Below are 25,856 nucleotides of genomic sequence, written 5' to 3'. Positions count from 1 at the left end.
GCCTTTTGCCGCAACAAGTAAGCCGTGCCCGCATCAACGTGATTGAAGCCACGATTTGTCCGGCGGTTGTGGCGCAGGACATCTTGAAACACCTCGTCCAACTTGCCGAGATCGTGGTAAGCCGCAGCCGACTCAACTATCGCCACGAACGCCCCGCGCTGCTTTGGTGAAAACGCCGCCGCTATGTCAGCAAACGCCTTAGCATCGCGAAGGACATTGCCCACATGCTCACAATACGACTGCTGCGGTGCGCCATCGCGGGCGCTGTGGGCCAGCGGTTCAAGCGTGGTCGTGGTTTCGCTCACAAGGCGTAGTCGTGGTAGCCGTCGGCTTCGCAACAATCCTTGAACTTCTTTCCACTACCCGGGCGCGTCTCCAAATCCGCAACGTCTTTCCAGGTGGGAATCTGATAGTCCGTCAACGATTCAGAAGGCTTTGCTGGGTCGCCGAGCTTCTTGGGCATGAGGGCGTCAATAAACGCGAAGTCAGAAACCGAGCCTGCGCGGCTCTTGTGGGTGAGTGTGTGGGCGTGGACGACTTCAACCATTGAGCGGACAACCGAGCGGGTGCTGGCGTAGGTGTGTTTGAGCAGGTGTAGCATCAAATCCACGTCCTGCTTCGTGCATCCAGTCTTGTGCGCTTGGTTCGGGTTCACAAAAAACGGAACGGCATACAGACCATGCTTCACGACACGAAACGCCATCGGAGCCATGCCACGGTCTTTTCCGGCTTCGACGCCGGACTTGCTGGTCCAGGTCGAGAACTCGATGTCAATTGGAGCAATGGAAACACCGACGCCGAAATGGGCAACCCCAGCGCGAATGGTGTCCGCTCCACCTTCCTCCAGAAACGTGTTACCGAAAAGTCGTCCGTCCCAGTAGGCATCAATGAAACCCTGACCGATCTTGCCGTCCTTCGGTTCCATTTTCTTTTTGATCTCATCTCGGTTGCGTCCCCGGCTCTCCAGGATTTGGAAACTGTCATCAGACAGACCGAGTGACGCCTTTGTTTCACTCCAGACGACGCCTTCCTTTTCGAGAACGAGATCGCGGAGCTTTCGCTTCACGGACACAGGCGAAACTTCGCCTTTGCCATCCGGACGTTGGCGCGGGGAACTCTCGCGTTCGGGATCGCCGTTGGGATTGGATTTGCGGACTTCCAAAATCAGGAGTCCAGTGATGCGGGGAACGAGGTTGTTGTCTTGTTTGTTGCTCATATTGATTTGAGTTAGTGGTTAATTTTCTTCCGATTTGGGATTCTGAATGTCGGCCAGGTAGCCAAGCAGCAGCTTCGCCTTGTCGAGGTCGGTCATTCGTGGTGGAAGTTCGTCGGCGCGGATGCGGACAATTCCGTCCACATCCTCAATGAAACGCCCGGCACAATCCCGCAGCAGTTTGAGCAGGACTTTCTCCCAGCCTGATTTCACGTTCGGGTCGCTGTTCTTGAACGTCTTCGCCCATGCCTGATACGGAGCCAACCGCTCGGCCAATCGGGCCAGCGCGAACACCGGCTGTTCAAGGGCGGTGTTGAACAGGGCGTTGCCGATGAGCTGCGACGGCGTTTCATCACCGCGCACATGCTTGCAGTATTGTTGATGGAGTGAGTCTGCCAGCGCGAGAAGCTGGCCGAGTTGATAGACGGGTTCTTTCATAAATTCGGAGCATTGTTGGTTTTGTTGACGAAGGAGAATTCCGAGGAGAGCGATTGCCTTGACGGACTGCCAGCGAACGACGTCGCCAAGGTCGGTCCATTTGCGATTTGCCTTTGCCCGAGCGAGCGCCGCGAGAACACTGCTCATTCGCGTTAGGAGCAATTCCATGGTGAACTGCGCCTTCTGCCGCGCAAGCGGCGCGTCCGCCAGGAACACATCGTAAGCATCGCCAGCCGACAAAGCCCGTTGATAGGTGGAACTGAAACCGCTTTTTGCATCCGCACTCCAGACGCGATTGACGACCGATGCCAATTCAAGCGGGCATGGCGCGGTGTGTGACCGGAAAACGGATTGCTTCGTGTTCTTGTCGTAAAACCAGACCGACACTTGAGGCACGTTGCGTGCGCCGGCTTCCCAATCCCGCGCTGCCCGAATGACATCCCGCACACGCAGGGTGCGGTTGAGGCTGATTTGTTTCTTGGCCTTGTCTATCGGGCAGAATGCCAGCAACCGGACATTGAGGTTGGGGTTGGCCGCCACTTTACCCTCAAGCATTTCCAAAACCGGCTGGGCAATAGACTCGAAATCGGCGTCCGAAAATGAGTTGGCATCGCCGCCGAACATTTCAGCCAGTTGCGCGCGGCCTTCCGGCTCACCTTCCAGATAGGCAACGAGCAAGTCGCGCTTGTCGGGTTGCGCACTGGGTATCGCCCGGCAGGTGACGCCGCGCTTGTCCTCGCTGGCGAGGTAAAGGAGCGCGTCGCTCATCTTCTGAACTCGCGACGACGAGACAGGAAATGATTGAGAGCCTTTGAAACCATACCGCTGCAACGCCTGCACCTCGTTGGTATTAACCGAAAACAGTTTCACGTTCCCAAGCTCTGCAACTTTCGGCCCGGCGGGGAATTTGTCCTGTAACTCTGCGGTTTCCCCGAAAGCATCCTCCATCAAACCACTTTGCTTCGGCTCACCTGCGACGGCGTTTGATTGCGTCTGGATGAGAGCCGCATTGATCAGTGTGCTCGTCTCTGAATGGGCAACCCTGCAACAAGTGATGTCGGAAGACACCAGATCGAGATAGACGGATTGATTGGCGTTCTTGTCCTGCTTGACCTTCTCCTTCCAGAAGTCAGGCGAGGCAATTTCCTGCGGGCGCTTTTTCCAATCGAGTGTCCCAAACAGAATTTCCTGAAACAGCAGCAGTTGCCTGCGGTCAAACTCGGCGTTCTGATCCACCATCAAACCCGCCAGCGACCCGGTGAAGGAAGGCAACGTGAGTTTCGATTTGACGAGCATTTCCAGCAGCGTCGTAAAGTTTTTCAAACCGGCCAGTTCACGGGGCAACAGCTCGGCGAGTTCTGAAACCAACTCGGAACATGATCGTTGAAACTGCTTCTTCTGGCTTGGACTGAAAGTCTGGGCCTTGGAAAGCGTGAACAGAGCACGAATGGACTCTTTGATTTCTGCGGTGCTAGAACTCTTGTTCTTTCCCAGCGCGAGCAGATTCTCAACGGCGGGCTTGAGTGCGTCTGCGGAAGCGTCATCAAATCGGCGGAGCGGCGTTGGGATGTTGAACCCGGGAAAGCTCGAACCGGCTGAACCATGTTCGACACGAAACAAGTTTGCGGCAGTTTCTCCGGGCAGAACCTCGATGCGGGAAGGGTTGCCAGCGTCGTCCAGCGAAACGACAAGCAAATCTCTGTTCTTCCCCATCGGATTGATTCGCGGATGACGTGATGGTGCTACCGTTCCAAGCCGCTCCAGCGAATCCGCCACTTGCGAAAGTTCATTAAGCATAGGTGAGAACTCCTTTCTCGACGCGGAGGTTGGCGTGATTGCGCTTGTTGTAATACGTCGCGCGCTTCTGTCCGTTTTGCATTTGATCGAAGACCATTTTCAGCATGGTGGGCAGTTCGTGATTCTCAATTTCGCAGACGCGCGTTTCCGGGCGGAACGCACCGACATAGTCCGGGGCGAATTCCTTCCAGCCCAGACAGGGCGTGTAAAACCATTGCCCGCGATCCAAGGCGCGATTGAAGACATCGTGATAAGCGTGCGGCGGCCAGGTGGTGCTGTCGTGATGCCCGGCAAACTCGGCTTGCGCGTAAAGCCGGTAGCACACATTGACCAGCACGACGGTGTAAAACTGGAACGATGCACCCTTGTTCATCGCGTCGCTGGCACGGAGCGGCCCGCCGTAATTCGTGGTGTAACGATGGAATTGCAACGGGGCGCAAATCTCGACCTTGGTAGGCCGCACATTCACCGATTTCCAGCGCAGCACGGATTCAAAGATGCCCTTCACCGCGCTGAACGTGGGCGCAACGTAGGACACGGGCGACGAGCCTGTGTCCGGCCGGGTCCACATGGCGGTGGGGCCGGAGATTTCGAGTTGGATGGGATAGGGTTTCATGGCTTTGTCAGGCGTCATTTGGTGAAATCAGCGGGATGCGGAGACGGCCGCTGTGCGGATACCAATGGTGACAGTTGGGATCGGGATTTCCATCCGGTCCTTCCGCCGTGTGCGCGTAGTAGTCCATGGTCCGTGCGCCCCTGCTTATCCTCCGTGGGGAGGCTGCTAGTGTGTTCGCCTCACGCAAAGGGCTCAAGGTTGAATTGTGATTTTCCTTGAAATCCACCGGTGGCAGGGGGAGGCATGGCATCCGGTCGTCTGCGCGGCGAAGCTGTCGTTGTTCCGACCCTCGTGCCGGTTGGGGTGCTCAGTCGGTGCGAACCGGCACACACCCGTCGCGCGTGCTCTCTGGGGGCGTTATTCATGGCCTTGATTCCAACACGGGGGGTGAGACAATTACGGGGTGAGCCAGCGGGATTTCGGTTCTCCACGTCAGTTCTTGGAGAAACTGACCGGGTCGCGTCTGGCGTGAATCGGGTGGCCGGCATGAGGCTGGCACATGAGTTCGTTGCGATGGGCGGCAACGGCCATGCAAAGGAGGTTCGCTTTGCATGGCAAGCTGGCAGGGCACATGAGTTCGTTGCGATGGGCGGCAACGGCCATGGGGACAATATTCATCGCCCGGGCGGGATGTTCAGGGGAGCTTCATAGAATGGAACAAAGGTCTCAGGTGTCCGACATCCTACGGTTCAGCATCGGTGGCTGTTTCGGCCACCGGCATGAGTTGCGATGGTCACGGGGCAAACTCACGTATGCCACGTTCCAGGCCGGATGTCTCGAAACGATGAAACGGCGCCGCCTAAATCCGACCCCTGACGAATGGGCGGCGTTCTGGTCCGCGCTGGATCGCATCGGCGTGTGGCATTGGGAACGGGATTATCCGGATCCGGGGGTGCTGGATGGCATCGACTGGCAGCTGGAATTGCGACATGATGGCCGGGCCGTCGCATCGGCGGGGAGCAACTGTTATCCCGGCGGCAATGGCCCGGAATATTCCCGCGAAAGCGCGTTCGGACAATTTCTCCAAGCGCTCCAAAAGCTGAGCGGGGTTGAATGGATTCGGTAATATGGGGCGGGCCAGATTACCGTGGAAGCGGGGGCCGATAGCGTGGAGGATCAAGCGTAGGGCGGATGCGGTAAGACAACGTCTCGCATCATTGCCCCAGCGGTATCTGAGTCTGCGCCAGACTGCCCGACTGCTCGGCGTCTCCACTCAACCGGTGCGTGACTGGCTTCGGCTTGGACACTTAATCTGCGACAAAAGGACTTCCAAAATCAGTCATGCTGAGCTTGAGCGGTTTCTTGCTTGGTTAAGCATTCGGGCTGAGCCTTATGAGCCTCACAATTACACTGAGCGATTTATTCGTAAAACAAAGCGGTATCCGTTTCCCTTTCAAAAACTCAGCAACGCCCGATTCCACTGGCCCAAAGACAGGAAGGCGCTGTCTCCAAAGGAACTGGCTGCCTTGGTGGGGTGCCATCCGTCCCTGATCGTGAAGGCAATAAATTACAGGCAATGGAGTCGTCTGGGGCGGCGGCGAACCCGGTGCCGTTGGGAGATTACAAAATCAGCCTGGTCCAATGTTTACTACGGAACCATCATTGTTCAGAAGCGGTTGCCAGCGTTGCCCAATGTCCCGCTCTTTTCTACGCGGGCCGCAGCAGAGGTGATGGGGAGATGGGGGATGCCAAACATGTCGGTCACCCGGGTGCGGCAAATGCTTCGCACGGGCGAGCTTGAGGCAATCCCGCCGGGTGCGAACTCCGGGCGCTGGCAGGTGCCGCGAAAAAGTTTGGAAAAAGTGCGTCAGACCCTCTTGACACGATAAATCGGACCAAATTCCTGCAGAACCGTTGCAGGACCCTTGCAGCACCCCGGCAGCCGGTCGGCAGAAGAATGCCATAAATCACATTTATGGCCCAACCGTTTGTCCTTAAAATAATAATGGCGAGCAGCATTTCTTGATTTTGCACCTGTTACGGTGATCACGTGCAAGTGAGCACTGTCCAGGCGCCGAAGCTGAATGGCGGGGTAACCCCAACCCCGCCAGAAATCGGCTCCTTGGTAAAGCCGTCCACACCCGCTGCGGGAATGATGACCGCCCCGGTCTTCCCGGCCATACCCGGGGCGGTGTCGCTAAAGATTTCTGCCACCTTGGCCGTTCCTTCGCCTTGCGCGAATCATGAGAAAGCACAGGCGAATATCATGCACCTGCTGTGCAGCCTGGCGAAGGAAGGGGTTATTACCGAGTTCAAACTGGAAGCAGCCGGACCTGAAAGGTGTCCGGTCTGCGGTTGGGAGCACGACCGCCAATTCCGGCACATCCGGCGGAGAGGCACGCCCGACTGGATCACTCTGCGGGGTGCCGCTTGCCTGATATTCTCGACTGTTCATGCGGCCCATGAACGAGGGCTTGCCGCACTGAGCACCAATGACGATGCACTGGAACAAGCCTTTGGCGGCTATCGGCATCCCTGTAAAGTCTTCGATGACCTTGGCCTGCGCGCCGAATACAAACAACTCTTTGACACGCGCCGACGGGGATTCATCTCTCTGCTCGGCGTCCGATGAATCGGAACAAATCGGAACGTCCGTCGGAATGACAGCCAATCACACGCCGCATAGCATGAGACCATGAACTTGATACCCGTTAAGTCCAGTTCGATTCAGGCCGTCGGCTACGACGGCCAGAACCTCGCCGTGCTGTTTCACACGAGCGACACTCCCTACGTTCATCGCCACGTGCCGCATGCGATTTATGTCGGCTTGATGCGCGCGGCTTCCAAGGGCGGTTATTACAACCGCAGAATTCGGGGGAGGTATTGATGAACAGTCATCGCCACCCACCCCTGACCCCTCCAAGGAGGGGAACTTTGTTCGCTGCCCGTTCGCCTTATCGCGTGGCGGTGGAAAGGCTGGACGCCGCGCTGGAGCGAAACACGGTTTCCAACAATTCACACAAAATCCGCCTGCTGCGCATGGCTCTGTTTGGCGATGTGGATCGCGTCCCACCATCCGGCGAGGGCAAGATTCCGGATTGAGATTTTTAACCACGGATAAACACCGGTTAACCCAGATGAAACGACGGACTGCAAAACACAACAAGCCCATGAACGCACTTGAACGGATTGACCGGCGGTTGGCCGCGCAGACGGACGCCGCGTCGCACGCCTGGCGCCTGGAAATCCTCGGCCGCCAGATGTTCGGGGAACTGTGGGATGAAAATGGGCCAGCCAACCCCATCGGTGGGCATCCGGGTCCATCGGTGGTTGAAGAAAGCGAGTTATGACCCGCAAAGGAAAAATCGCCCGGCTCCCGCGCAATTTGCGCGGACAACTCAACCGCCGTCTGTCGGACGGCGAACCGGGGGTGCAGTTGGTGGCGTGGTTGAACTCGCTGCCCGAAGTGCAGGCCGTGCTGGCCCGGGAGTTTGAAGGGCGCGCCATCACCGAACAGAATCTGTCGGAGTGGAAGCAGGGCGGGTTCCTCGACTGGCAGACCCGGCAGGAAACGCTGGAGCAGGTGCGCGAACTGGCCGGCGACGCCGCCGAATTGACTGAAGCCACGAACGGCTTGCTGGCGGATCATTTGTCCACCGTGGTCAGCGCCCGCTACGCGGCGGCGCTGGCGGGTTGGCAGGGCGAGCTGACCGAGGATCTGCGCCGCAACTTGCGCGCCCTGCGAACGCTCAGTCAGGACATTGCCGAAATGCGCCGGGGCGACCACAGCGCCGCCCGGATCAAACTGGAGCGGGATCGCCTGGAGCGGGATCGCGAAAAGTCCGAGGAGGAGATTGTCGAGCATTTCAAGCGCTGGGCCCAGAATCCCGCCGTGCGGGACTGGGTCTGCCAGGTCTGGGTGACGCCGGAGGAGCGGGAGCAGCGATTGCGCGAGATCTTTTGGGCTGGAGCCGAAGCCGGAAACCCCGGGCGCGGCCCCGCCGGCGCAGTCCGAATCCGACCAAATCCGACCAAATCAAACCGCATGAGCTTCGTCCGGCCAAAGAAAAAGCGCGGACCGAAGTCCGCGCCTGAAGGCATGAACGCGTGCTCGAAACCGCAACCCCTCACCCGGCCGGCGGCCACCCTCTCCCCATCGGATGGGGAGAGGGACAGGGTGAGGGGCTGGCGATTACACGTTGTAGGTGCTGGACGACGTGGTGCCGCCGCGGCCGGTCCAGTTGGTGTGGAAAAATTCGCCACGCGGCTGGTCCACGCGTTCGTAGGTATGCGCGCCGAAGTAGTCGCGCTGCGCCTGGAGCAGATTCGCGGGCAGCACGGCGCTGCGGTATTGGTCGTAGAACGCCAGCGCGGTGCTGAAGGCGGGCACCGGAATGCCGCGTTGCGCCGCCGTGGCCACCACCTTGCGCCAGCCTTTTTGCGCCTTCTTGATTTCGCCCCGGAAGTAATCGTCGAGCAGCAGGTTGGAGAGCTTCGGATTCTGGTCGTAGGCGTCCTTGATCTTGCCGAGGAAGCGGGAGCGGATGATGCAGCCGCCGCGCCACATGAGGGCGATGCCGCCGTAGTTGAGGTTCCACTTGTATTCCTTGGCGGCGGCGCGCATGAGCATGTAGCCCTGCGCGTAGCTGACGATCTTCGAGGCGTAGAGCGCGCTCATGATGTCGGCGATGAAGGCCTTTTTCTTCTCCGGGTTCGCGGCAATGCTGCCGAGCGCGGGGCGCGGCCCCTTGAGTTTGCGCGCGGCCTTGACGCGTTCATCCTTCAGCGCGGAGACGCACCGGGCGTAAACCGCTTCGGCCATCAGCGTGATCGGAATGCCGAGGTCCTGCGAATTGATGACGGTCCATTTGCCGGTGCCTTTCTGGCCGGCGGTGTCGAGAATCTTGTCCACGAGCGGCGCGCCGTCGGTGTCCTTGTGGGCGAGGATGTCGCGGGTGATCTCGATGAGGTAGCTGTCGAGTTCACCGTTGTTCCATTCCTTGAACACCTCGTGCATCTCGTCGGCGCTGAGCCCGAGGCCGTGCTTCATGATGTTGTAGGCCTCGCAGATGAGCTGCATGTCGCCGTATTCGATGCCGTTGTGGACCATCTTGACGTAATGGCCGGCGCCCTGTTCGCCCACCCAGTCGCAGCAGGGAACGTTGCCTTCCACCTTGGCGGACACGGCCTGGAAGATGTCCTTCACGTGCGGCCAGGCGGCGGGGCTGCCGCCGGGCATGATGCTGGGGCCGTGGCGCGCGCCTTCCTCGCCGCCGGACACGCCGGTGCCGATGTAAAGCAGGCCCTTGCTCTCGACGTATTTCTGGCGGCGGTTGGTGTCTTCAAACAGCGAGTTGCCGCCGTCGATGATGATGTCGCCGGGCGAAAGATGGGGAATGAGCTGTTCGATGAAATCATCCACGGGCTGGCCGGCCTTGACGAGCATCATGACGCGGCGGGGCGTCTTGAGCTGGGCCACCATTTCCTCAATCGAGTGGGCGCCGAGCACCTTGGTGCCCTTGGCCTCGTTGGCGAGAAAGTGGTCCACCTTTTCGGTGGTGCGGTTGTAGGCCACGACGGTGAAGCCGTGGTCGTTCATGTTGAGAATGAGGTTCTGGCCCATGACGGCCAGACCGATGAGTGCGATGTCTCCTTGAGGTTGCATGTTCAATGAATTCCGGGTGGCCCGCGCGGAACTCGCGGCAAGCCGTGACCACGTTAGTCCAAGAACCCCGGCGCAAAAGGAAAAATTCGGGCAGGACACCCTGGAAAAAGGGAACTCGCCAGGCCCGGGCTGTGACCGGGTTTGAGACAGTCTTGTCCCGGATTGAGGCGGCCCCTTCGCGCCAGGCCGGGGCCGTTTGACGCGGAACCGTGGCGGAGGCGCGGTTGCCAGCGGTGAGCAGCCGTCGAGAGAGAATTCTCAAGGATTAGAGGACCGCTGGCCTGAGATTTGCCTGCAAAGCCAGCCAAATTGCGGGGCGTCGGCGGTGCGAACCGGTTCGACGCTCCAGTTTTCTCAGAAGTGAAGCAGTGAATCACAATTGTCTGCCATTTTTTGGATTACGCCATCCGGCCCGTCTGTGCCTGGGTGGCTTGCTCGTTTGGCTGGCCTGCCCCGGCAGCGGCCCGCGGGTGAATGCCGCGGAACCGGGCGTTGTCACCAATGCTCCCGCGGCTGACCGTGACTTTACCCAGATGTCGCTGGAGGAACTGGCGAATGTGGAGGTGACCACGGTGTCCAAGAAGGCGGAACGGCTGTCGCAAGTGCCCGCCGCCGTTTCGGTCATCACCGCCGATGAAATTCGCCGGTCGGGCGCCGGGACGTTGCCGGAGGCGCTGCGGCTGGCGCCGGGCACGGAAGTGGCACAGGTGGACTCGGCGCGCTGGGCGGTAACGGTGCGCGGGTTCAACGATCTCTTCGCGCAGAAGCTGCTGGTGATGATTGACGGCCGCAGCGTTTACACGCCGCTGTTCTCGGGCACGTTCTGGCAGGCGCAGGACGTGATGCTGGAGGATCTGGACCGCATCGAAGTCGTGCGCGGCCCCGGCGGGACCATCTGGGGCGCGAACGCGGTCAACGGCGTGATCAACGTGGTGCGCAAGCCGGCGCGGGAAACGCAGGGACTGTTGCTCACCGGCGGCGGCGGCTCGCAGCACACCGCTGCGGCCGGCGTGCGCTACGGCGTGCAGCTCGCCGAGCACACCTTCCTGCGGGTCTATGGCAAATATGACGCGTGGGACAATCTGCAGGCGCCCGATGGCAGTGACGCCAATGACGCCTGGTGGAAGGAGCAGGGCGGGTTCCGGCTCGACTGGGAGCCGACGGAACAAAACCGCTTCACCGTGCAGGGCGATCTGCTCGGGCTGGAGCAGGATCAAACCGTGCCGCAGGTGAGCGTGACGCCGCCCTACAACACATCCCTCGATTCGAAGTTGAAGCAGCAGGACGGCAACGTGCTGGGCCGGTGGACGCACACGTTCACGGATGATTCCGACCTCGCCGTGCAAACCTACTTCGAGCGCTCGCACATCGACATGTCGCTGGTTGGGGAGAACCGGAACACCTACGACTTTGACGCGCGGCACCGGTTTCACCCGGCGGCGGCCCACGAAATTGTCTGGGGCGGCGGCTACCGGCTGAGTGCGTCGGAACTGCGCGGCGGCCCGAACGTGTCCTTCGACCGCACGAGCCGGGCGGACCAGGTCTTCAACCTGTTTGCGCAGGACGAAATCACGCTGGCGCCCGATCGTCTGCGGCTGACCGTGGGCAGCAAGGTGGAGCACAACGATTACACCGGCTTCGAATACGAACCGGGCATCCGGCTGGCGTGGACGCCGGACGCGCGGCAGACCTTGTGGGCGTCCGTGGCGCGGGCCGTGCGCACGCCGTCGCAAATCGAGAACGACGGCCGCATCAACCTGGCCACCGTGCCGCCCAATCCGCCGGGCGCGCCGCTGCCGACGCTGGTGTCGGTGATGGGCAACCCTGATTTTCAATCCGAAAAACTGGTGGCGTGCGAATTGGGCTACCGGTGGCAGCCGCAGCCACGGGTTTCCCTGGATGCCGCCGCGTTTGTGAATTTCTACGACGACCTGCGCAGCTCCTCCACGGAACTGGATTTTAGCCAGCCGGGGTATGCGCAGGCGTTGTCGCTGATCGACAACCGCGGGGACGGCACCACCTACGGCACGGAGCTGACCGCGTCCTGGCAGGCCACGGACTGGTGGCGGCTGCAGACGCTGTTCACATTTATTACGGGGGATTTTGAGATGCCAAACAACGAGGTGACCGGCGCGCCCATCCACTCGGGATTCGCCAGCCCGCGTTACCAGGCGTCGCTGCGGTCCAGCATCGACGTGACGAAGAATGTGGAGTTTGACACGTGGCTGCGTTACGTGGATGAGGTGAAGGGCGCGGGGGCGGAAATGCCCGGGCTGACGCCGGAGGCGCGGCGCATTCCCGCGTATGTGACGTTTGACGTGCGGGTGGCGTGGCGGCCTTCCGAGCATGTGGAACTCAGCGTGGGCGGCCAGAACCTGGCCGGTTTTCACCGGGAATTCATCCCGACCTACGTCTCCACCCAGCGAACGGAAGTCGGTCCCGGCATATTTGGGAAAATCACCCTGAGGTTCTAGCCGATGCCGTGGCTCAAACACATCAGCCCGCGGCCCGGCCTTGCGCTGTGGTGGGCGTTCGTGCTGATGGCGTTGCTGGCGCCGGCGCGGGGCCGGGCCGATGAGGCCGCCGAGGAGCTCGCGTATAAGGTCAAGGCGGGCTACCTCTTCAACTTTGCCCGGTTCGTGGAATGGCCCGCGCGCGGGACGAACGCCGCCGCCACCTTCCGCATCGGCATCGTGGCGGACAGCGAGGCGTATGCCGTGATGTCCGCCGTGCTGGATGGCAAGCAGGTTCAGGGCAAGACGGTCGAGACGCGGAATCTGAAGCCGGGCGATGACCTGCAGACGTGCGACATCGTGTTTGTGGCGCGTTCCCGGGCGCGCTATTTGGAGGACATGTTGAAGAAGATCGGCGACGCGCCCGTGTTGACCGTGGGCGAGAGTGAGCATTTTGCCGAACAGGGCGGTTGCATCAACTTCGTCCAGCAGGGGGAGCACATCCGGTTTGAGGTCAACCTGGAGGCCGCCGAACGGGCCCAGTTGAAAATCAGTTCCAAGATTGCGGCGATGGCCACCATCGTTCACACGGTCAAACCAAAGGAGGGTCCATGATCGGGTGGCCGAACTCCCTCCAGCGCCATGGCGTCCACCGCAAGCTGGTGCTCATGCTGCTGGCCTCCTGCTGCGGCACGATGCTTGTGGCGGGCATTGTGTTGTTTGCGTTCCTGAGTTTTGCCCTGCGGGATTCGTTCCGCCGGGATGCCGCGGCCCTGACCGAGGTCATCGCCGCCAACTGCGCGGGGCCGGTGTCGTTCGGCGATCCCGCCGCGGCCTCGGAGGTCATGCATTCCCTGCGGGCGCAGGAGCATGTCGTCGGGGCGGTCATCCGGCTGCCCGACGGCGAGGAGTTCGCCGGAATTGGCCGCGTCGAGATTGTCCTGCAACAGGCGCCGCCCGCCCATCCCGTGGCGGCCCAGGAAAGCCGGTGGGTAAGCAACACCTATCTGCTGCTGGCGTCACCGATTCGCGTGGGCAACGAGACCATCGGCACCTTCACCCTGGTGTCGGATTTCGGGCCGATTTATCTGCGTCTGTTCAAGAGCTTCATGGCCGTGTTTGCCTTCGCCTTTCTCGGGGCGATGGGGCTGGGCTATGCGCTGACCCTCCGTGCCCAGCGCGTCATCAGCGATCCCATCCGGTCGCTGGCCGATTCGGCGAAGGTCATGTGGGAAAAGCAGGATTACACCGTGCGCGCCGAAAAGGGCGCGGGCGGGGAGGTGGGCCAGCTTGCGGACGCGTTCAACCTGATGGTCGAACGCATGGAAGCCGGCGTGAAGCTGGCCAAGGAAGTCGCCCAGCGCCAGCGCATCGAAGCCGCCTTGCGCGAGAGCGAGGAGCGGTTCCGTTCGTTGTTCGAGAATGCCACCATCGGGCTCTACCGTTCGGCACAACAGGGTGGGTTTTTGATGGCCAACCCGGCGTTGCTGGCCATGCTGGGATTCAAAACCTTTGAGGAACTGGTGGCGGGCTACGCCGCGCAGCAGGTGGGCTTGCTCCCGACGGAACGTGAGGCGTTCCGCGAACAGCTGGAGCGGACCGGGCGGGTGGACGAGGTCGAGCTCCACTGGCGGCGGGCCGACGGCAAAATCATCACGGTGCGCGAGAGCGCGAAGGCCATCCGCGATGCGGGCGGCGGCATCCTGTATTTCGAGGGCTGCGTGGAGGACATCACGGCCCGCAAGGAAGCGGATGCCGAGCTGCAGCGGCTGCACCAGGAACTGGTGGATGCCTCGCGCGCCGCGGGCATGGCCGAAGTGGCCACAGGCGTGTTGCACAACGTGGGCAACGTGCTCAACAGCGTGAGCGTGTCGGCCCAGTTGCTGCACGATCAGGCCGGCCGGTCCCGGATCGCGTCACTCCGGCAGGCCGTGACGCTGCTGGAGCAAAACCTGCCGCGGCTGGGCGTGTTTCTCACGGAAGATGACAAGGGCCGGCTGCTGCCGGATTTCCTGATCCGGGTGACGCAGCATCTGGCGGCGGAACAAAAGAACTGGCAGGGCGAGTTGCGGCAGTTGAAAACCAACATCGAACACATGAAGGAAATCGTGGCGATGCAACAGAGCTACGCACGGGTCGGCGGCCTGACGGAGCCCTTGTCCGCGCCCGAACTGGTCGAGGATGCGCTCCGCATGAACCTGCCCAGCCTGGAACGCCAGGCCATCCGCGTGGAACGCGACTTCGCCGACGTGCCGCCCGTGCTGGCGGACAAACACAAGGTGCTGCAGATTTTGACCAACCTGATCCACAACGCGCGGCAGGCCCTGGACGAGGGCGCGGCGGCGGAGAAATTCATGCGGTTGAAAGTTCTTCAGAATGGTTCGGGCAACGTCAAAATCGTGGTCGAAGACAATGGGGTGGGCATCCCGAAGGAGAACCTGACCCGGATTTTTTCCCACGGGTTCACCACCCGCGCCAACGGGCACGGCTTCGGGCTGCACAGCGGCGCCATCGCGGCCGGGGAACTGGGCGGTTCGTTGACCGCCGCCAGCGACGGGCCGGAATGCGGGGCCACCTTCACCCTTGAACTGCCCGCGGCCTCCACCAAGAATTGAAGCATGTCGTTTTTGGGTCAAAACAAGGTGCAGCGAATCCTCGTCGTGGACGACAATGCGACCATTCACGACGACATCCGCAAGATTCTGTGCCCGCTTACCGACGACGGGGATCTGGCGGCGGCGGAGCTGAAGTTGTTTGGCGACCCGGCGGCGCCGCCGGTCCAACTGGGCGTGTTCCAGATCGATTCCGCCTACCAGGGCCAGGAGGGCTTGGAACGGGTGGAGGCGGCGCTCGCGGCGGGGCAGCCTTACGCGATGGCGTTCGTGGACGTGCGCATGCCCCCGGGCTGGGACGGCATCGAGACCATCCGGCATCTGTGGGGCCGCAGCCCGGATTTGCAGGTGGTCATCTGCACGGCCTACTCGGACCATGAATGGGAGGACATCGTCCGCAGCCTCGGGCATTCGGATAATTTCGTCATTCTGAAGAAGCCCTTTGACAACATCGAGGTGCTGCAACTGGCACACGCGATGACGAAGAAATGGACCGTCACGCAGCAGGCCAATCTGCGGCTCGCCGAACTGAACCGGATGGTGGCGGAACAAACCGCCCGGCTCGTGGCCTCCAACGAGCAGTTGCGCGCGGAGGTCCGGCGCCGGGAACAGACGGAAATGGAGCTGCGCGGCTCCGAGCATCGCTTCGAAATGGCCTTCAAGGCTTCCGCCATTCCGATGGCCATCATGCACGCGGCGACGCAGACCTACCTCGAAGTCAATGAGAGCTTCACCCGACTGACGGCCTTGAGCCGCGACGAGGTGGTGGGGCATTCCGCGGCCGAGCTGGGACTGCTCGCGCGTCCCGAGGACAGTGAGCGGGCGATGGACCTGCTGCGGCGCCGGGGCCAGGTGCGGGATTTTCCCCTGCGCATCCAGCCGCGCGGCGGCGAACTGCGGGAAACGCTGGCCTCCATCGAACCGGTGGTGCTGGGGGAGGAAACCTGCCTGCTGGTGGCGATGCAGGACGTCACCGAACAACGCAAGCTTGAACTCCAGTTGCGGCAATCGCAGAAGATGGATGCCATCGGGCAGCTCGCGGCCGGTGTGGCCCACGACTTCAACAATCTGCTGACCATCATTCACGGGCACGCCAGCCTGATGATGGGGCGTGTCACGCCGGACCAGCCGTTTGTGCATTCGCTCACGCAGGTCAAGATGGCCGCCGATCGCGCGGCGACATTGACGCGACAGCTGCTGGCGTTCAGCCGCAAGCAGGTCATTCAGCCGCGGCCGATTTGTCTGAACGGCACGATCGAGCGGCTGCAGGCGATGCTCAAGCGGCTGCTGGGCGAGACCATCCGGTTGGAATACGATTGCGCGCCGGGTCTGCCCGCCGTGTTCGCGGACGAGAACAGCATCGACCAAATCATCATCAACCTGGCGGTCAACGCGCGCGACGCGATGCCGCAGGGCGGCCAGCTCGTCATCACCACGCGGGAAGTGTTTCTGGGACCGGAAGCCGCGCAAACGCACCCGGACGCGCGGCCCGGCCGGTTCGTGCAGATGAGCGTGGCGGACAACGGCTGCGGCATGGACACCGTGGTGTTGTCGCGCATCTTCGAGCCGTTTTACACGACCAAGGCGCCGGGCAAGGGCACGGGGCTCGGCCTCTCCACGGTGTATGGCATCATCAAGCAGCACGAGGGCTGGGTGAATGTGGAATCGCGGCCGGGGCACGGCACGACCTTCCACGTCCTGCTGGAAGCCACCGACAAGCCCGCGGTCCGCATCGAGGAAACGCTCATGCTGCCCCTGGAGGGCGGTTCCCCGAAATCGAAGGAAACGGTTTTGGTGGTCGAGGACGAACCGGTGTTGCGCGAGTTCATCACCACGCTGTTGCAGGATCAGGGCTACGACGTGTTGCAGGCGGGCGATGGTCCCGAGGCGCTCAAGGTGGCCAACGCGGCGCCGCGCAAGATTGATCTCCTGCTCACCGACATGGTGATGCCGAACGGCATGAGCGGCGCGAGCCTGGCCAGACAATTGGTGACGCCCACCAACGATTTGAAGGTGCTCTACACGAGTGGTTACAGCCAGGAGCTGATGGAGAACGCCAACAAGCTGGTTGTCGGCGTCAATTTCCTGCCCAAGCCGTTTGACGTGTCGAAGCTGTTGAAAGCGGTCCGCAGCTGTCTGGATCATGACCGGGCCACGCCGGTCGTGCAAACCGGCGCGGCGCGGTGAAATGCCTTGAATGGGGAAACTGCGCGTGATTGACCAGCGAGTAGAAGGGGTGGCCCTAATGCCAGTCGCGTGGGATTAAATCTTCCCAAGAACAGTCTAGCGACTTTTTGATTCGGGCGAACGTGCTGAAAATTATGTCTATCTGCCCCGCTTCAATGCGCTGGATGTTTCGGATGTTCAGATCGGCCAGTTCGGCGAGTTCTTGTTGAGTGATACCCTTTGACGTTCGTTTCCGACGAATGTTGCTGCCTAACTCTTTTAAGAGCGACGAGGCGTATTTGGTTTCTGGCACTCGTCTTTTCTCATGAAAATCAAATTTGACGGAAACGGCGCATGCGTCGTAAAGTGCGTGGGAGAATCAGAATTCATCAGGGTGTTTTTCATCCATCAGAAGGAAGGTCATGAAGCAAAAGGCAACACTCCCATCACCGGAAAGCCGGTGGCAGCGAGGGTTTCTCCCGTTCATGGTGATTCTCCTGAGCCTGTTTCCCGGGCTGTTGCGCGGGCAGGAGCCGCCGCCGTTGGACGGGGGCTGGTCGTTTCCCACGAACCTCAATTCCTGGTCGTTCGCCGACACGAACACGTGGGAGAGTGATCTGGGTGACACGCCACTGTCCTTTACCAACCTTGAAAGCACCCTCCTGGGCAATGTGTTTGGGAGCTATTCGCTGTGGCTCGACAGTTCCAACCCAGCGTGGCTGCGTTACCGCGTGCAGGAGGGCGACGGCACGACCAACCTGACGGTGGCTGTGGGAACGGTATCGCTGTGGTTCGCGCCAAACTGGGCCTCGGCCACGACGAACCAGAATGGCAGCGGCCCGGGGGAATGGGGCCGGCTGATCGAAGTCGGGGCCTACACCACCAACGCCAGCTACGGCTGGTGGAGTCTCTATCTGGACAGCGGCGGCACGAATCTTTACTTCGGGGCACAGACCAACAGTGGCGATGGCGCAATGACCGCCTACCTCTCGGCCCCGATTGATTGGGCGACCAACGAGTGGCACAACCTCACGCTGACCTATTCCGCCACGAACACGGCCTTGTATCTGGACGGTGAACTGGCGGCCAGCGGAGCCGGGGTGACGGTGTTCCCGGGACCAGAAGTGCTGACCAACGGTTTTGGGATTGGCAGCGACCCCGACGGTTTGGCGCAGGCGCACGGCGTGTTTGATGATCTTTACACCTACGATTTCCCGCTGGACGCCGGGACGGCGGCGGCGACTTACAACTACCTCCGTCCAAATTACGCGATCAACATCTTCAACGTCATGGCCGCGATTGGGTCGGCGCCGACCGTTCCGCCCGGGCCGACGGTGTTCAATGCCATCAGCGGGCCGGGTTATCTGCAATGGGCGGGCAACGCGCCCAGTTGTGTCACCAGCAGCGATGTGTGGCTGACCAACGTGACGGCATCCTTGAGCGGCAGCGGGACCAACCAGACGACGACCACCACCTTTGAAATTGCCGGCGGCGGTGACGGGCTGGTGTATGACGTGTTCGCCACGGCGGCGCTCGGGCCCTCCGACCCGGCCTACGGCTGGGCATGGCTGGGGCAGGGCTATCATTGCAACGTCTACACCATGACCAACCTGCCGCCCTTTTCGGCCTGCCTGATTTTGGGAACTGGACGCGACAGCGACTTCGACGGGCTTAGCGACGCCTACGAAAAGCTCGTTTCCCAGACCGATCCCTACAACGCCGACAGCGACGGCGACGGGCTGTCGGATTATTACGAAGTCATTGCCGGCCTGTCGCCGTTGACGGCCAATTCGGTCCCCTCGCTCAGTGCGATTGCGATCCCGTGCTGTCCGGTGCCGTAACGCTGTTCCTCCACTGCCATCCGCGAATCTTTCCATGCAACGTATTCTTTTGGTTCTTTGGCTGACGGGAGCGTGCGCCTTGGCGCAGACGACCCGCACGGGTGAAAATACGGGCGGCGATGCCTCACAAAAGGCACCGGCACCGGCTCCCTCGGGGCAGCTTAATTTTCAAACCGATTTGTTCACGGGCCGTTTTGGGTATCAGGTGCCGCTGGAACTGGCTCCGGGTCGGCATGGCAGCCAGCCGTCGCTGGCCTTGTATTACAACAGCGCGTCCGACAACGGCTGGTGCGGCGTGGGCTGGGATTTGGATTTGGGCTACATCCAGCGCGAAACCAAGCGCGGTGTGCCGGTGGCCTGGACCAACGGCGCGCCACTCACGGCGTATGACGATGCGAAGGGCTTTGTGTTTTCGCTGAACGGGCAGGCGGCGTCATTGGTCCGGTTGACGAACAACGAATACCGGGCGGAGATCGAGGGCGGGTTCCTGCGGTTTCAACTCCTGACGAATTTGAACCAGTGGCAGGTGACCGACAAGAGCGGGAATGCCTACTACTTCGGCTCGACGAACAACAGCCGGATGAGCAACGCCAAGAGCGGGTGGTCTTCCAACGCGTGGACGGGCACCTACCGCTGGGCGCTGGCCCGGGTGGAAAGCGTGCTGGGCGACACTGCGGACTACGCCTACACCAACGTTGCCGGCACGCTGTATCCGCTGAACATCAGCTACAACGGTCACACCGGTGGGTTGGCCAATACGAACACCGTGGATTTCATCCTCGGCCCGCGCAGCGACGTGAAGGTGAGCTACCTGTCCGGCTACCGGGTGGAACTGAACCGCCGGTTGGATGCGATGGTTCACAAGGCGGCGGGGCAGCTCGTGTGGAGCAACCGCCTCAGCTACGCGCAGTCCACCAACACGACGCGCACTCTCCTCAAATCCGTCACGCGCTTCGGCACAAACCTCACTGCGAGCCTTCCGCCCGTTTCGTTCGCCTACTCGGTGCAAAATTTTGGTTTCCAGCCCCTGACGTATTGGACCAACCTGAATCTGCCCTCGGGCGGTGATCCCACCCTCTACTACAAAGTGTCCGCCTCCGACGGGAGCGCGCACCAGGTTGCGGACACGCTGGACATGGACGGCGACGGCCTGCCGGACCGGGTGCTGGTGCCGACCCTGCCGCCCTACACCAACTTTTGGGTGCAGCACAACAACGGGGGCGGGTTTGACAATCCGGTCTCCTTCGGCCCGTTGAGCATCCAGACCTACACCGACCAGATCAACAATCTCACGACCGCCAACAACCTGGATTGGGACGCGCTGAACGGTTCATTTCAGCGGCTGCTCGACCTCAACGGTGACAGCCTGCCGGACCGCGTGATGGACCCGCTGGAATCGCTCTCGTCTGGCGCGGGGGCGCCGTATTCATATCCCTACACCAACCTGGTGGTGCAACTGAACAACAGCACCAACTGGCTGTCCGTCTCGTCCACCCGCTGGACGAATGTGGTGTTCACCAACCTGGTGCCGGGGTCTGGCACCATGACCTGGCGTTCGGTGGAAAACGGCAACGACGTGCTGATGCTGGACCTGAACGGCGACGGGCTGCCGGACCGGGTGTTGGCGCGGCAATTTGCGCCGTTCACAAACTATCTGGTGCAGTTCAACACCGGCGCAGGCTTTACCACTACCAACATCTGGGGGCCGCTCACGTATGACAATTCTGCGGGTTCCCTTGGAAAGACGCTGAATTCCGCCGCGTTAAGGTTGCTCGACCTCAACGGCGATGGCCTGCCGGACCGGGTCATGTATGTGACCAACTCGGGCGGAGGTTTTGCAACAACCAACACCAGTTATGTTGTGGAATTCAACAACGGCGCCGGCTTTGAGCCGCCGGTGTATTGGGGCGGCTTGATCACGAGCTACTACAACGGTTACTACACTCACTACCCAGAGCAGGCCGCAATCAACGACCACGACGAGCGCGTCTATCGCGACATCAATGGCGATGGCTTGCCGGATCGGCTCTTTCGTTACTGGCAAATCATCGGTGGGAGCGAAGGAGTCACGAATTGGCTGGTGCAAATCAACACCGGCACCAACTTCGCTTACCCGGTGATTTATGGGCCTTACTTCAGCCAGACCTACGGCTCGACGGACATCGAGGGCCCGGGCGCCCGGCTCCTGGACATCAACGGCGATGGCATTCCGGACCACGTGATGGAGGACTACCAGCTGGGGGTTTACAACCGGCTGGCCGTGGAGCTGGGCAAAGGTCCGCTGCCGGATTTGTTGAGCGTGGTGAGCAATGGCATCGGTGGCGTCATCAACGTGGCCTGGAAACCCTCCACCCAATCCGACAACCGCGAAACCAACAGCGTCACCAGCCGCCAGTTGCTGCCGTTCCCGCTTTACACCGTGGCCAGCGTGTCGGTGTCGGACGGCCTCAACGCCAGCAACACGACGAGCTACGCCTACGAAGGCGGCTATTGGAACGCCGCCCGGCGCGAGTTCAACGGCTTCGCCCGGGTCAGCGTCACCGATCCGCTGGGCCTGACCAACGTGCAATGGTTCCACCAGTCGGGTGGGCGGAACAACGCTGCATTCGGCGAATACGAGGACAGCGCGGCCAGCCTCGCCAAGCGGGGCATGCCGTTCCGCAGCGAGACGTGGGGCAGCGATGGCAAGCTGTATGCCCTCACGCTGAACAAGGTCGAGGACGCTGACCTCGGTTACGGCAGTCACTTCGCCTTCGTCAGTCAGACGCTGGATCTTGATTACCCGGGCAGCACCAACAACTACCGCGCCGCCGCGCAACAGTTCGCCTACGACCTGGCCAGCGGCAATCTGACGAACCAAGTTCACTTTGGCGAAGTCAGCAGTGTGAATGCGGCGACGGAAACCTTCACCGACGTGGGCAGCGACGCGGTGTATCAGTTCACCACCTTTGCCGCGCTGGCGAACCCGGACATCCGCGACAAACCGTCGCGCACGTGGCTGGCAACGGATGCGGCGGGAACCGCCATCCTGCGGGAATCGCAGTTCGATTACGATGGTGATACGGGCAGCCTCACGCAACAGCGCGACCGCATCTGTGAGGGTTCCTTCACCACCAACAGCTACGGTTACAACAGCTATGGCAACCCGATGGCGGCGACCAACGAGGCGGGCATCGTCACCACGACGGTTTACGACAGCGGCACGCAGACCTTCCCCGTTTCCCAAACGGCGGGCGGCACGTTCACGAGCACGATGAGTTATGATCCCCGCTCGGGCCAGTTGCTCAACGCCACGGATGCCAAAGGCCTGGCAACGGCCAACGCCTACGATGCCTTTCTGCGCCCGGCCGAGACGGATGTTTCCACCACGCCCAACGGCCCAGCCAACCAATGGATCGCCCGTTACGATTACCGGCTGGGTTTGGCTGGCGGGGTCTCCACCAACTCCATCCGGGTGCGCAAGGTGGACGATGTGGATGCCACGAACGGCCACGAATCGTGGACCTACTTCGATGGCCTGGGCCGGACCATCCAGGCACGGGAAGAAGCCGAAACCAACGGCTTCCGGGTGGTCAGCACGGTGTATGACCCACGTGGCGCGGTGCGCTTCGAGACGCTGCCCTACTTCAGCAGCGGCACCAACTTTACGAAACCCAGCGGCACGTTGATCGGCACGTTGCGCCGTTACGATGCGGCCGCCCGGCTGACCAACGTCACGGCGGCGGTCAACGGCACGTTCAGTTCCGGCCTGCTCACCAGCACCAACCTGACCGGCGGCGACGCCACTTCCTCTCCGGTCGGCTCGCTGGTGTTGGCCTATCAGGATGGCACCGACCCGTGGGTGAGGGTCCGCACCGACGAGGAAGGGAAGGTGAAGCAGTTCAAGCTGGACGCCTACGGGCGCACCAACCAAATCGTGGAAGTCACCAGCGGTGGCAACTACACCACCACATTCGGCTTCGACTTGGCGGGTTCGCTCACGAACATCACCGACCAGGCGAACAACAAGATTGAATACGCCTACAACGACCTCGGCCAGTTGGTCGCGCTGGCGGACCCGGACCTGGGCGTGTGGCAATACCGCCGCGATTATGCCGGCCGGTTGCGCGAGCAGGAAGATGCCAAGGGGCAGTTGGTGCGGTTCAATTACAACGATCCGCTGGGCCGGCTGAGCAGTCGTGAGGTGTATGCCCGGGGCGGCGCGTTCCAGTATGGCGTCACCAACACCTACGACAGCAACCTGGGCGATGGCGGTTACACGGTCTATGCGGGCCAGCTTTTCCGCACCGTGGATGCCGAGGGCTGGACGAAGTTCAGCTACGATATTCGTGACCGCGTGCTCAAGTCGGTGCGCTACCTCACGAAGAACGGCCAGAGCTACACCAACTTGATGAGTTATGACAACGCCGACCGCGCCACCGGCCTGGTCTATCCCAACGGCGGCCCGACCATCACGAACCTGTTCGACGCCGGCGGCAACCTCTCACAGGTAAAGCAGGTCGGCGGGAGCAACACGGTGTTCTGGACGGCCCGGGGGTTCAACGCGCTCGGCCAGTCGCTCGGCGCGAACTTCGGCAACGGGGTCAGCACGACCAACGATTACTACGCCAACTCGAAACGGTTGAAACGCGTCTTCACCTACAAGGGCGCGACCAAGCAGCAGGATTTGACCTACACGTTTGACAAAGTCTCCAATCTCAAGGGCATCACCGATGCAGTCTATACCAACACCGCCGCCGCCAGCTTGAGCAGCCTGGTCTATGACGACCTGCACCGCCTCACGTCCCTCACGCGCCCGGCGGTCAGTCAGACGATCAACTTCAGCTTCGACGCCATCGGCAACCTGACGGTGAACGGGGAGGCGGGAGCAGGCACCTACAATTACGGCACACGATTGCCGCACGCGGTGAAAAGCGCCAACGGCGTGAACTATGCCTACGATGCCAACGGCAACCTGCTGGTGCGCGGCACGCAGCGGCTGGACTACGACGCCGAGAACCGGCTGCAGTTTGTGCTGACCACGACCTTGACGAACACCTTCGGCTACGCAGGCGACGGCACTCGCCTCTGGAAACAGAACGCCACGAACCTCCAAGTCTGGATCGGCAATAATTACGAAGAAAAGAACGGGCAGGTGCTGTTCCACATCCTCGCCGGCGGGCAGACCGTCTGCACCTTTGACCAAACCGGCACGAACGTCTTCGAGTATTACCACGCCGACCATCTGCGCTCGACCTCCGTGCTGACCGACCGGAACGGCAACCGGATACAACATCACGAGTATTCTGCATTTGGGCGTGACCGCTTCACGGAAAGCACAACGGCATTCCCAATTTCCAAGCGTTACACCAGCCAAGTGCTGGATGAGGACACCGGCCTCTACTACTACGGTGCGCGCTACTACGACCCGCAACTGGCCCGCTTCATCCAGCCCGACACGGTGATCCCTGACCTCAGCAATCCGCAAAGCTTCAACCGTTACAGCTACGCGCTGAACAACCCGCTGAAATACACGGACCCCAGCGGGCACGCGCCGCAGTTGACGAGCCTGATTTACGACCAGCGCACAGGTGGTGTTCAAGGTGCCTATGTGAATGAAAAGTTTGGCGACAGCATCCGGGCGGCAAAATCCAAACCGCTCGACAAGCCGACGCTGGTGATGGCGCGCGAAGTCTTGCAGGCGGCGGCGGACGCCAGCTACGACCCGAGCATGAGCGCGGGGGAAACCGTCCGGCTCTACACAATGGGCGTGTCGCTGACGATTTTGGGCGTGACAGACCTGGTGCCGGACGGCAAAACCTTGTCGAAGCCCGTCACCCAGCTGGCAACCAAGGAAGTCGAGCATATCGTCGAGAAGCAGGTCGCGAAGGGTGTGGCCGAGGAAGCGGGAGAAGGATTTCTGAAGCGAGGGCCAAAAGTTGGCTTGGAAGGACCGCATAACATAAAGATCAAGGAAGTAGCAGATAAGCTGGAAGCAGATGGCAATATAATAATTGGTGGCGGTAAACGCGAGGGGCTTCCAGAAGCAGTCATCAAAACACCAGGTGGCTACAAGCAAACTCGCCGTCCTGATATATTGTATGAAACACCCAGCGGCAGCCGACAAGGCGTCAATGTTGGAAAGACTAAAGCCGACAGGACTCCTGTAACGCGAGAGGTCAAGGCTCTTGACGACCTTAATAATCGTGGCGGTTTGCCCACAACGTTCGTCCCTTACGACAAGTAGTTTTATGAGCAGCATTTCGATACAATTTCATGCCACCCCCGACGAGCTAGCTGAATTCGTCAACAAAATAAGTTTCGGTTTCGACATTCACGTAATTGGAATGAGCTTCCCCCCTTTTCAAGCGGTAGAGTTGTTTGGAAAACATATAGAGGAAGCAATCAGGAATGGCACCTTTTGGAGGATTGCGTTCACTGAATTTGCACCAAACCTGCCCGTTGAGACTCAGAAAGAGTTCGGTGAGAAGAATCCGAAGTCGCTTTATTTGGATGTTGGACGACTTACTGCAAATGGTCTTGGTGAATCATGGCTTGCGTGTCGCACAATTGATGTGCAAATCCCCGTTGCATGGAAGCGGGTTCAAGCAGAGCTCCGCTCAATTACCAAATCTGGAGCGACTGCAATGCATCCGGATGGAGCGTCAATTAGAGTTCGCAACCACCGTTTCACACCCGGGGCAAAGCTATTGAATGATAATGGGGTTCCAATGTTGCCGATCGCGGGCACTACGATGTTAAAATTGGGCACGCCGAAATGAAAACCGCAGCCAACGGCGAGGCGCTTGCCAACTGCTGAAACAGGCGGGCCTGCGCCCGAGTGAACTTTGCAGAGCCAATAACTAGTCGGTCCTGAAGAACCTGTCATGTGGGAGCGGGTGTGAGGACGAGGCGAGCAGAGGGTGAAAGATTTCGACCGGAAAATTGAATTGGGTGCGTGAAATCCGGTCGAAAGGAGCGATGCAAGCCAAGCCTTGGGCCTCACCCGGTTTGATGGACACCTTGGAGGGGCGGTGCGCATAGGTGTTTTAGTTTAGTTGCAGTTCAAAGTCCACCGGGCTCTGGTAACCGAGGGCGCTGTGGCGCCGTTCCCGGTTGTAATACCGTTCCGCGAA

18 protein-coding genes are annotated in these 25,856 nt (G+C 60.8%); 12 read left to right on the top strand and 6 right to left on the bottom strand.

What is annotated here, in order from left to right:
* From VFV96_07925 to cas5, 4 genes are all read right to left on the bottom strand, one after another.
* Positions 1-305: hypothetical protein (locus VFV96_07925; GenBank protein HEU5070326.1), on the bottom strand; the 305-nt coding region annotated here is incomplete at its 3' end.
* The gene (locus VFV96_07920; GenBank protein ID HEU5070325.1) at positions 302-1,216 is read right to left on the bottom strand and encodes a type I CRISPR-associated protein Cas7; all 915 of its coding nucleotides are present in this window, start codon (positions 1,214-1,216) and stop codon (positions 302-304) included. The genes VFV96_07925 and VFV96_07920, both read right to left, overlap by 4 nt.
* Before the next feature lie 18 nt (positions 1,217-1,234).
* Positions 1,235-3,448: a hypothetical protein gene (locus VFV96_07915; GenBank protein HEU5070324.1), complete on the bottom strand. Its 2,214-nt coding sequence runs from the start codon at positions 3,446-3,448 to the stop codon at positions 1,235-1,237.
* Positions 3,441-4,082, bottom strand: coding sequence for a CRISPR-associated protein Cas5 (cas5, locus tag VFV96_07910; GenBank protein ID HEU5070323.1), 642 nt, complete (start codon positions 4,080-4,082; stop codon positions 3,441-3,443). The genes VFV96_07915 and cas5 overlap by 8 nt, the downstream gene beginning before the upstream one ends.
* 634 nt (positions 4,083-4,716) lie before the next feature.
* Between cas5 and VFV96_07905 the strand changes: the two genes are divergently transcribed.
* From VFV96_07905 to VFV96_07885, 5 genes are all read left to right on the top strand, one after another.
* A complete protein-coding gene (locus VFV96_07905; GenBank protein HEU5070322.1) occupies positions 4,717-5,130 on the top strand; it encodes a hypothetical protein in 414 nt (137 codons plus the stop codon).
* Positions 5,131-6,060: 930 nt separating this feature from the next.
* Positions 6,061-6,636: a hypothetical protein gene (locus VFV96_07900; protein HEU5070321.1), complete on the top strand. Its 576-nt coding sequence runs from the start codon at positions 6,061-6,063 to the stop codon at positions 6,634-6,636.
* A 63-nt stretch (positions 6,637-6,699) separates the two neighbouring features.
* Positions 6,700-6,891, top strand: a complete 192-nt coding sequence (locus tag VFV96_07895) for a KTSC domain-containing protein (GenBank protein ID HEU5070320.1) — start codon at positions 6,700-6,702, stop codon at positions 6,889-6,891.
* A gap of 47 nt (positions 6,892-6,938) precedes the next feature.
* Positions 6,939-7,106, top strand: coding sequence for a hypothetical protein (locus VFV96_07890; GenBank protein ID HEU5070319.1), 168 nt, complete (start codon positions 6,939-6,941; stop codon positions 7,104-7,106).
* Between the two features lie 68 nt (positions 7,107-7,174).
* Positions 7,175-7,354 (top strand): hypothetical protein, encoded by a 180-nt coding sequence (locus tag VFV96_07885; GenBank protein ID HEU5070318.1) that lies wholly within the window; start codon positions 7,175-7,177, stop codon positions 7,352-7,354.
* Positions 7,355-8,196: 842 nt separating this feature from the next.
* On the opposite strand, the gene gnd is transcribed toward VFV96_07885, so the two are convergent.
* Positions 8,197-9,669: a decarboxylating NADP(+)-dependent phosphogluconate dehydrogenase gene (gene gnd / locus VFV96_07880; GenBank protein ID HEU5070317.1), complete on the bottom strand. Its 1,473-nt coding sequence runs from the start codon at positions 9,667-9,669 to the stop codon at positions 8,197-8,199.
* A gap of 533 nt (positions 9,670-10,202) precedes the next feature.
* Here gnd and VFV96_07875 point away from each other — a divergent pair.
* The 4 genes from VFV96_07875 to VFV96_07860 are packed head-to-tail and all read left to right on the top strand — an operon-like array spanning position 10,203 to position 16,921.
* Positions 10,203-12,143 (top strand): TonB-dependent receptor, encoded by a 1,941-nt coding sequence (locus tag VFV96_07875; GenBank protein ID HEU5070316.1) that lies wholly within the window; start codon positions 10,203-10,205, stop codon positions 12,141-12,143.
* Positions 12,144-12,146: 3 nt separating this feature from the next.
* Entirely contained in the window at positions 12,147-12,737 is a 591-nt protein-coding gene (locus VFV96_07870; protein ID HEU5070315.1) for a YfiR family protein, read from the top strand.
* Positions 12,734-14,737, top strand: coding sequence for a PAS domain S-box protein (locus VFV96_07865; protein HEU5070314.1), 2,004 nt, complete (start codon positions 12,734-12,736; stop codon positions 14,735-14,737). The genes VFV96_07870 and VFV96_07865 overlap by 4 nt, the downstream gene beginning before the upstream one ends.
* A 3-nt stretch (positions 14,738-14,740) precedes the next feature.
* Positions 14,741-16,921: a response regulator gene (locus VFV96_07860; GenBank protein ID HEU5070313.1), complete on the top strand. Its 2,181-nt coding sequence runs from the start codon at positions 14,741-14,743 to the stop codon at positions 16,919-16,921.
* A gap of 55 nt (positions 16,922-16,976) precedes the next feature.
* Here VFV96_07860 and VFV96_07855 read toward each other — a convergent pair whose 3' ends face one another.
* Entirely contained in the window at positions 16,977-17,213 is a 237-nt protein-coding gene (locus VFV96_07855) for a helix-turn-helix transcriptional regulator (GenBank protein HEU5070312.1), read from the bottom strand.
* A gap of 172 nt (positions 17,214-17,385) precedes the next feature.
* On the opposite strand from VFV96_07855, the gene VFV96_07850 reads away from it, so the two are divergent.
* From VFV96_07850 to VFV96_07840, 3 genes are read left to right on the top strand one after another with little or no spacing between them, the layout of a single operon-like run.
* Positions 17,386-18,741 (top strand): LamG-like jellyroll fold domain-containing protein, encoded by a 1,356-nt coding sequence (locus tag VFV96_07850; GenBank protein ID HEU5070311.1) that lies wholly within the window; start codon positions 17,386-17,388, stop codon positions 18,739-18,741.
* Positions 18,742-18,775: 34 nt separating this feature from the next.
* Positions 18,776-24,967 carry a toxin TcdB middle/N-terminal domain-containing protein gene (locus tag VFV96_07845; protein HEU5070310.1) on the top strand — a complete coding sequence of 2,064 codons (6,192 nt, stop codon included), beginning with the start codon at positions 18,776-18,778 and terminating at the stop codon, positions 24,965-24,967.
* A gap of 4 nt (positions 24,968-24,971) precedes the next feature.
* The gene (locus tag VFV96_07840; protein ID HEU5070309.1) at positions 24,972-25,502 is read left to right on the top strand and encodes a hypothetical protein; all 531 of its coding nucleotides are present in this window, start codon (positions 24,972-24,974) and stop codon (positions 25,500-25,502) included.
* The last annotated feature ends 354 nt before the right edge of the window (positions 25,503-25,856 follow it).

The organism is Verrucomicrobiia bacterium (assembly GCA_035765895.1).
Lineage (GTDB): Bacteria > Verrucomicrobiota > Verrucomicrobiia > Limisphaerales > DSYF01 > DSYF01.
Note: the sequence above shows the minus strand (reverse complement) of the source record. Positions and strands in the feature narration are given on the sequence as shown.

What these genes read in the sequence shown, in the direction of transcription:
- gnd (HEU5070317.1), bottom strand. Translation starts at nt 9,669, where the DNA reads ATGCAACCTCAAGGAGACATCGCACTCATCGGTCTGGCCGTCATGGGC.
- VFV96_07905 (HEU5070322.1), top strand. Translation starts at nt 4,717, where the DNA reads ATGGAACAAAGGTCTCAGGTGTCCGACATCCTACGGTTCAGCATCGGT.
- VFV96_07865 (HEU5070314.1), top strand. Translation starts at nt 12,734, where the DNA reads ATGATCGGGTGGCCGAACTCCCTCCAGCGCCATGGCGTCCACCGCAAG.
- VFV96_07885 (HEU5070318.1), top strand. Translation starts at nt 7,175, where the DNA reads ATGAACGCACTTGAACGGATTGACCGGCGGTTGGCCGCGCAGACGGAC.
- VFV96_07875 (HEU5070316.1), top strand. Translation starts at nt 10,203, where the DNA reads ATGTCGCTGGAGGAACTGGCGAATGTGGAGGTGACCACGGTGTCCAAG.
- VFV96_07850 (HEU5070311.1), top strand. Translation starts at nt 17,386, where the DNA reads ATGGTGATTCTCCTGAGCCTGTTTCCCGGGCTGTTGCGCGGGCAGGAG.
- VFV96_07840 (HEU5070309.1), top strand. Translation starts at nt 24,972, where the DNA reads ATGAGCAGCATTTCGATACAATTTCATGCCACCCCCGACGAGCTAGCT.
- VFV96_07920 (HEU5070325.1), bottom strand. Translation starts at nt 1,216, where the DNA reads ATGAGCAACAAACAAGACAACAACCTCGTTCCCCGCATCACTGGACTC.
- cas5 (HEU5070323.1), bottom strand. Translation starts at nt 4,082, where the DNA reads ATGACGCCTGACAAAGCCATGAAACCCTATCCCATCCAACTCGAAATC.
- VFV96_07845 (HEU5070310.1), top strand. Translation starts at nt 18,776, where the DNA reads ATGCAACGTATTCTTTTGGTTCTTTGGCTGACGGGAGCGTGCGCCTTG.
- VFV96_07870 (HEU5070315.1), top strand. Translation starts at nt 12,147, where the DNA reads ATGCCGTGGCTCAAACACATCAGCCCGCGGCCCGGCCTTGCGCTGTGG.
- VFV96_07895 (HEU5070320.1), top strand. Translation starts at nt 6,700, where the DNA reads ATGAACTTGATACCCGTTAAGTCCAGTTCGATTCAGGCCGTCGGCTAC.
- VFV96_07860 (HEU5070313.1), top strand. Translation starts at nt 14,741, where the DNA reads ATGTCGTTTTTGGGTCAAAACAAGGTGCAGCGAATCCTCGTCGTGGAC.
- VFV96_07915 (HEU5070324.1), bottom strand. Translation starts at nt 3,448, where the DNA reads ATGCTTAATGAACTTTCGCAAGTGGCGGATTCGCTGGAGCGGCTTGGA.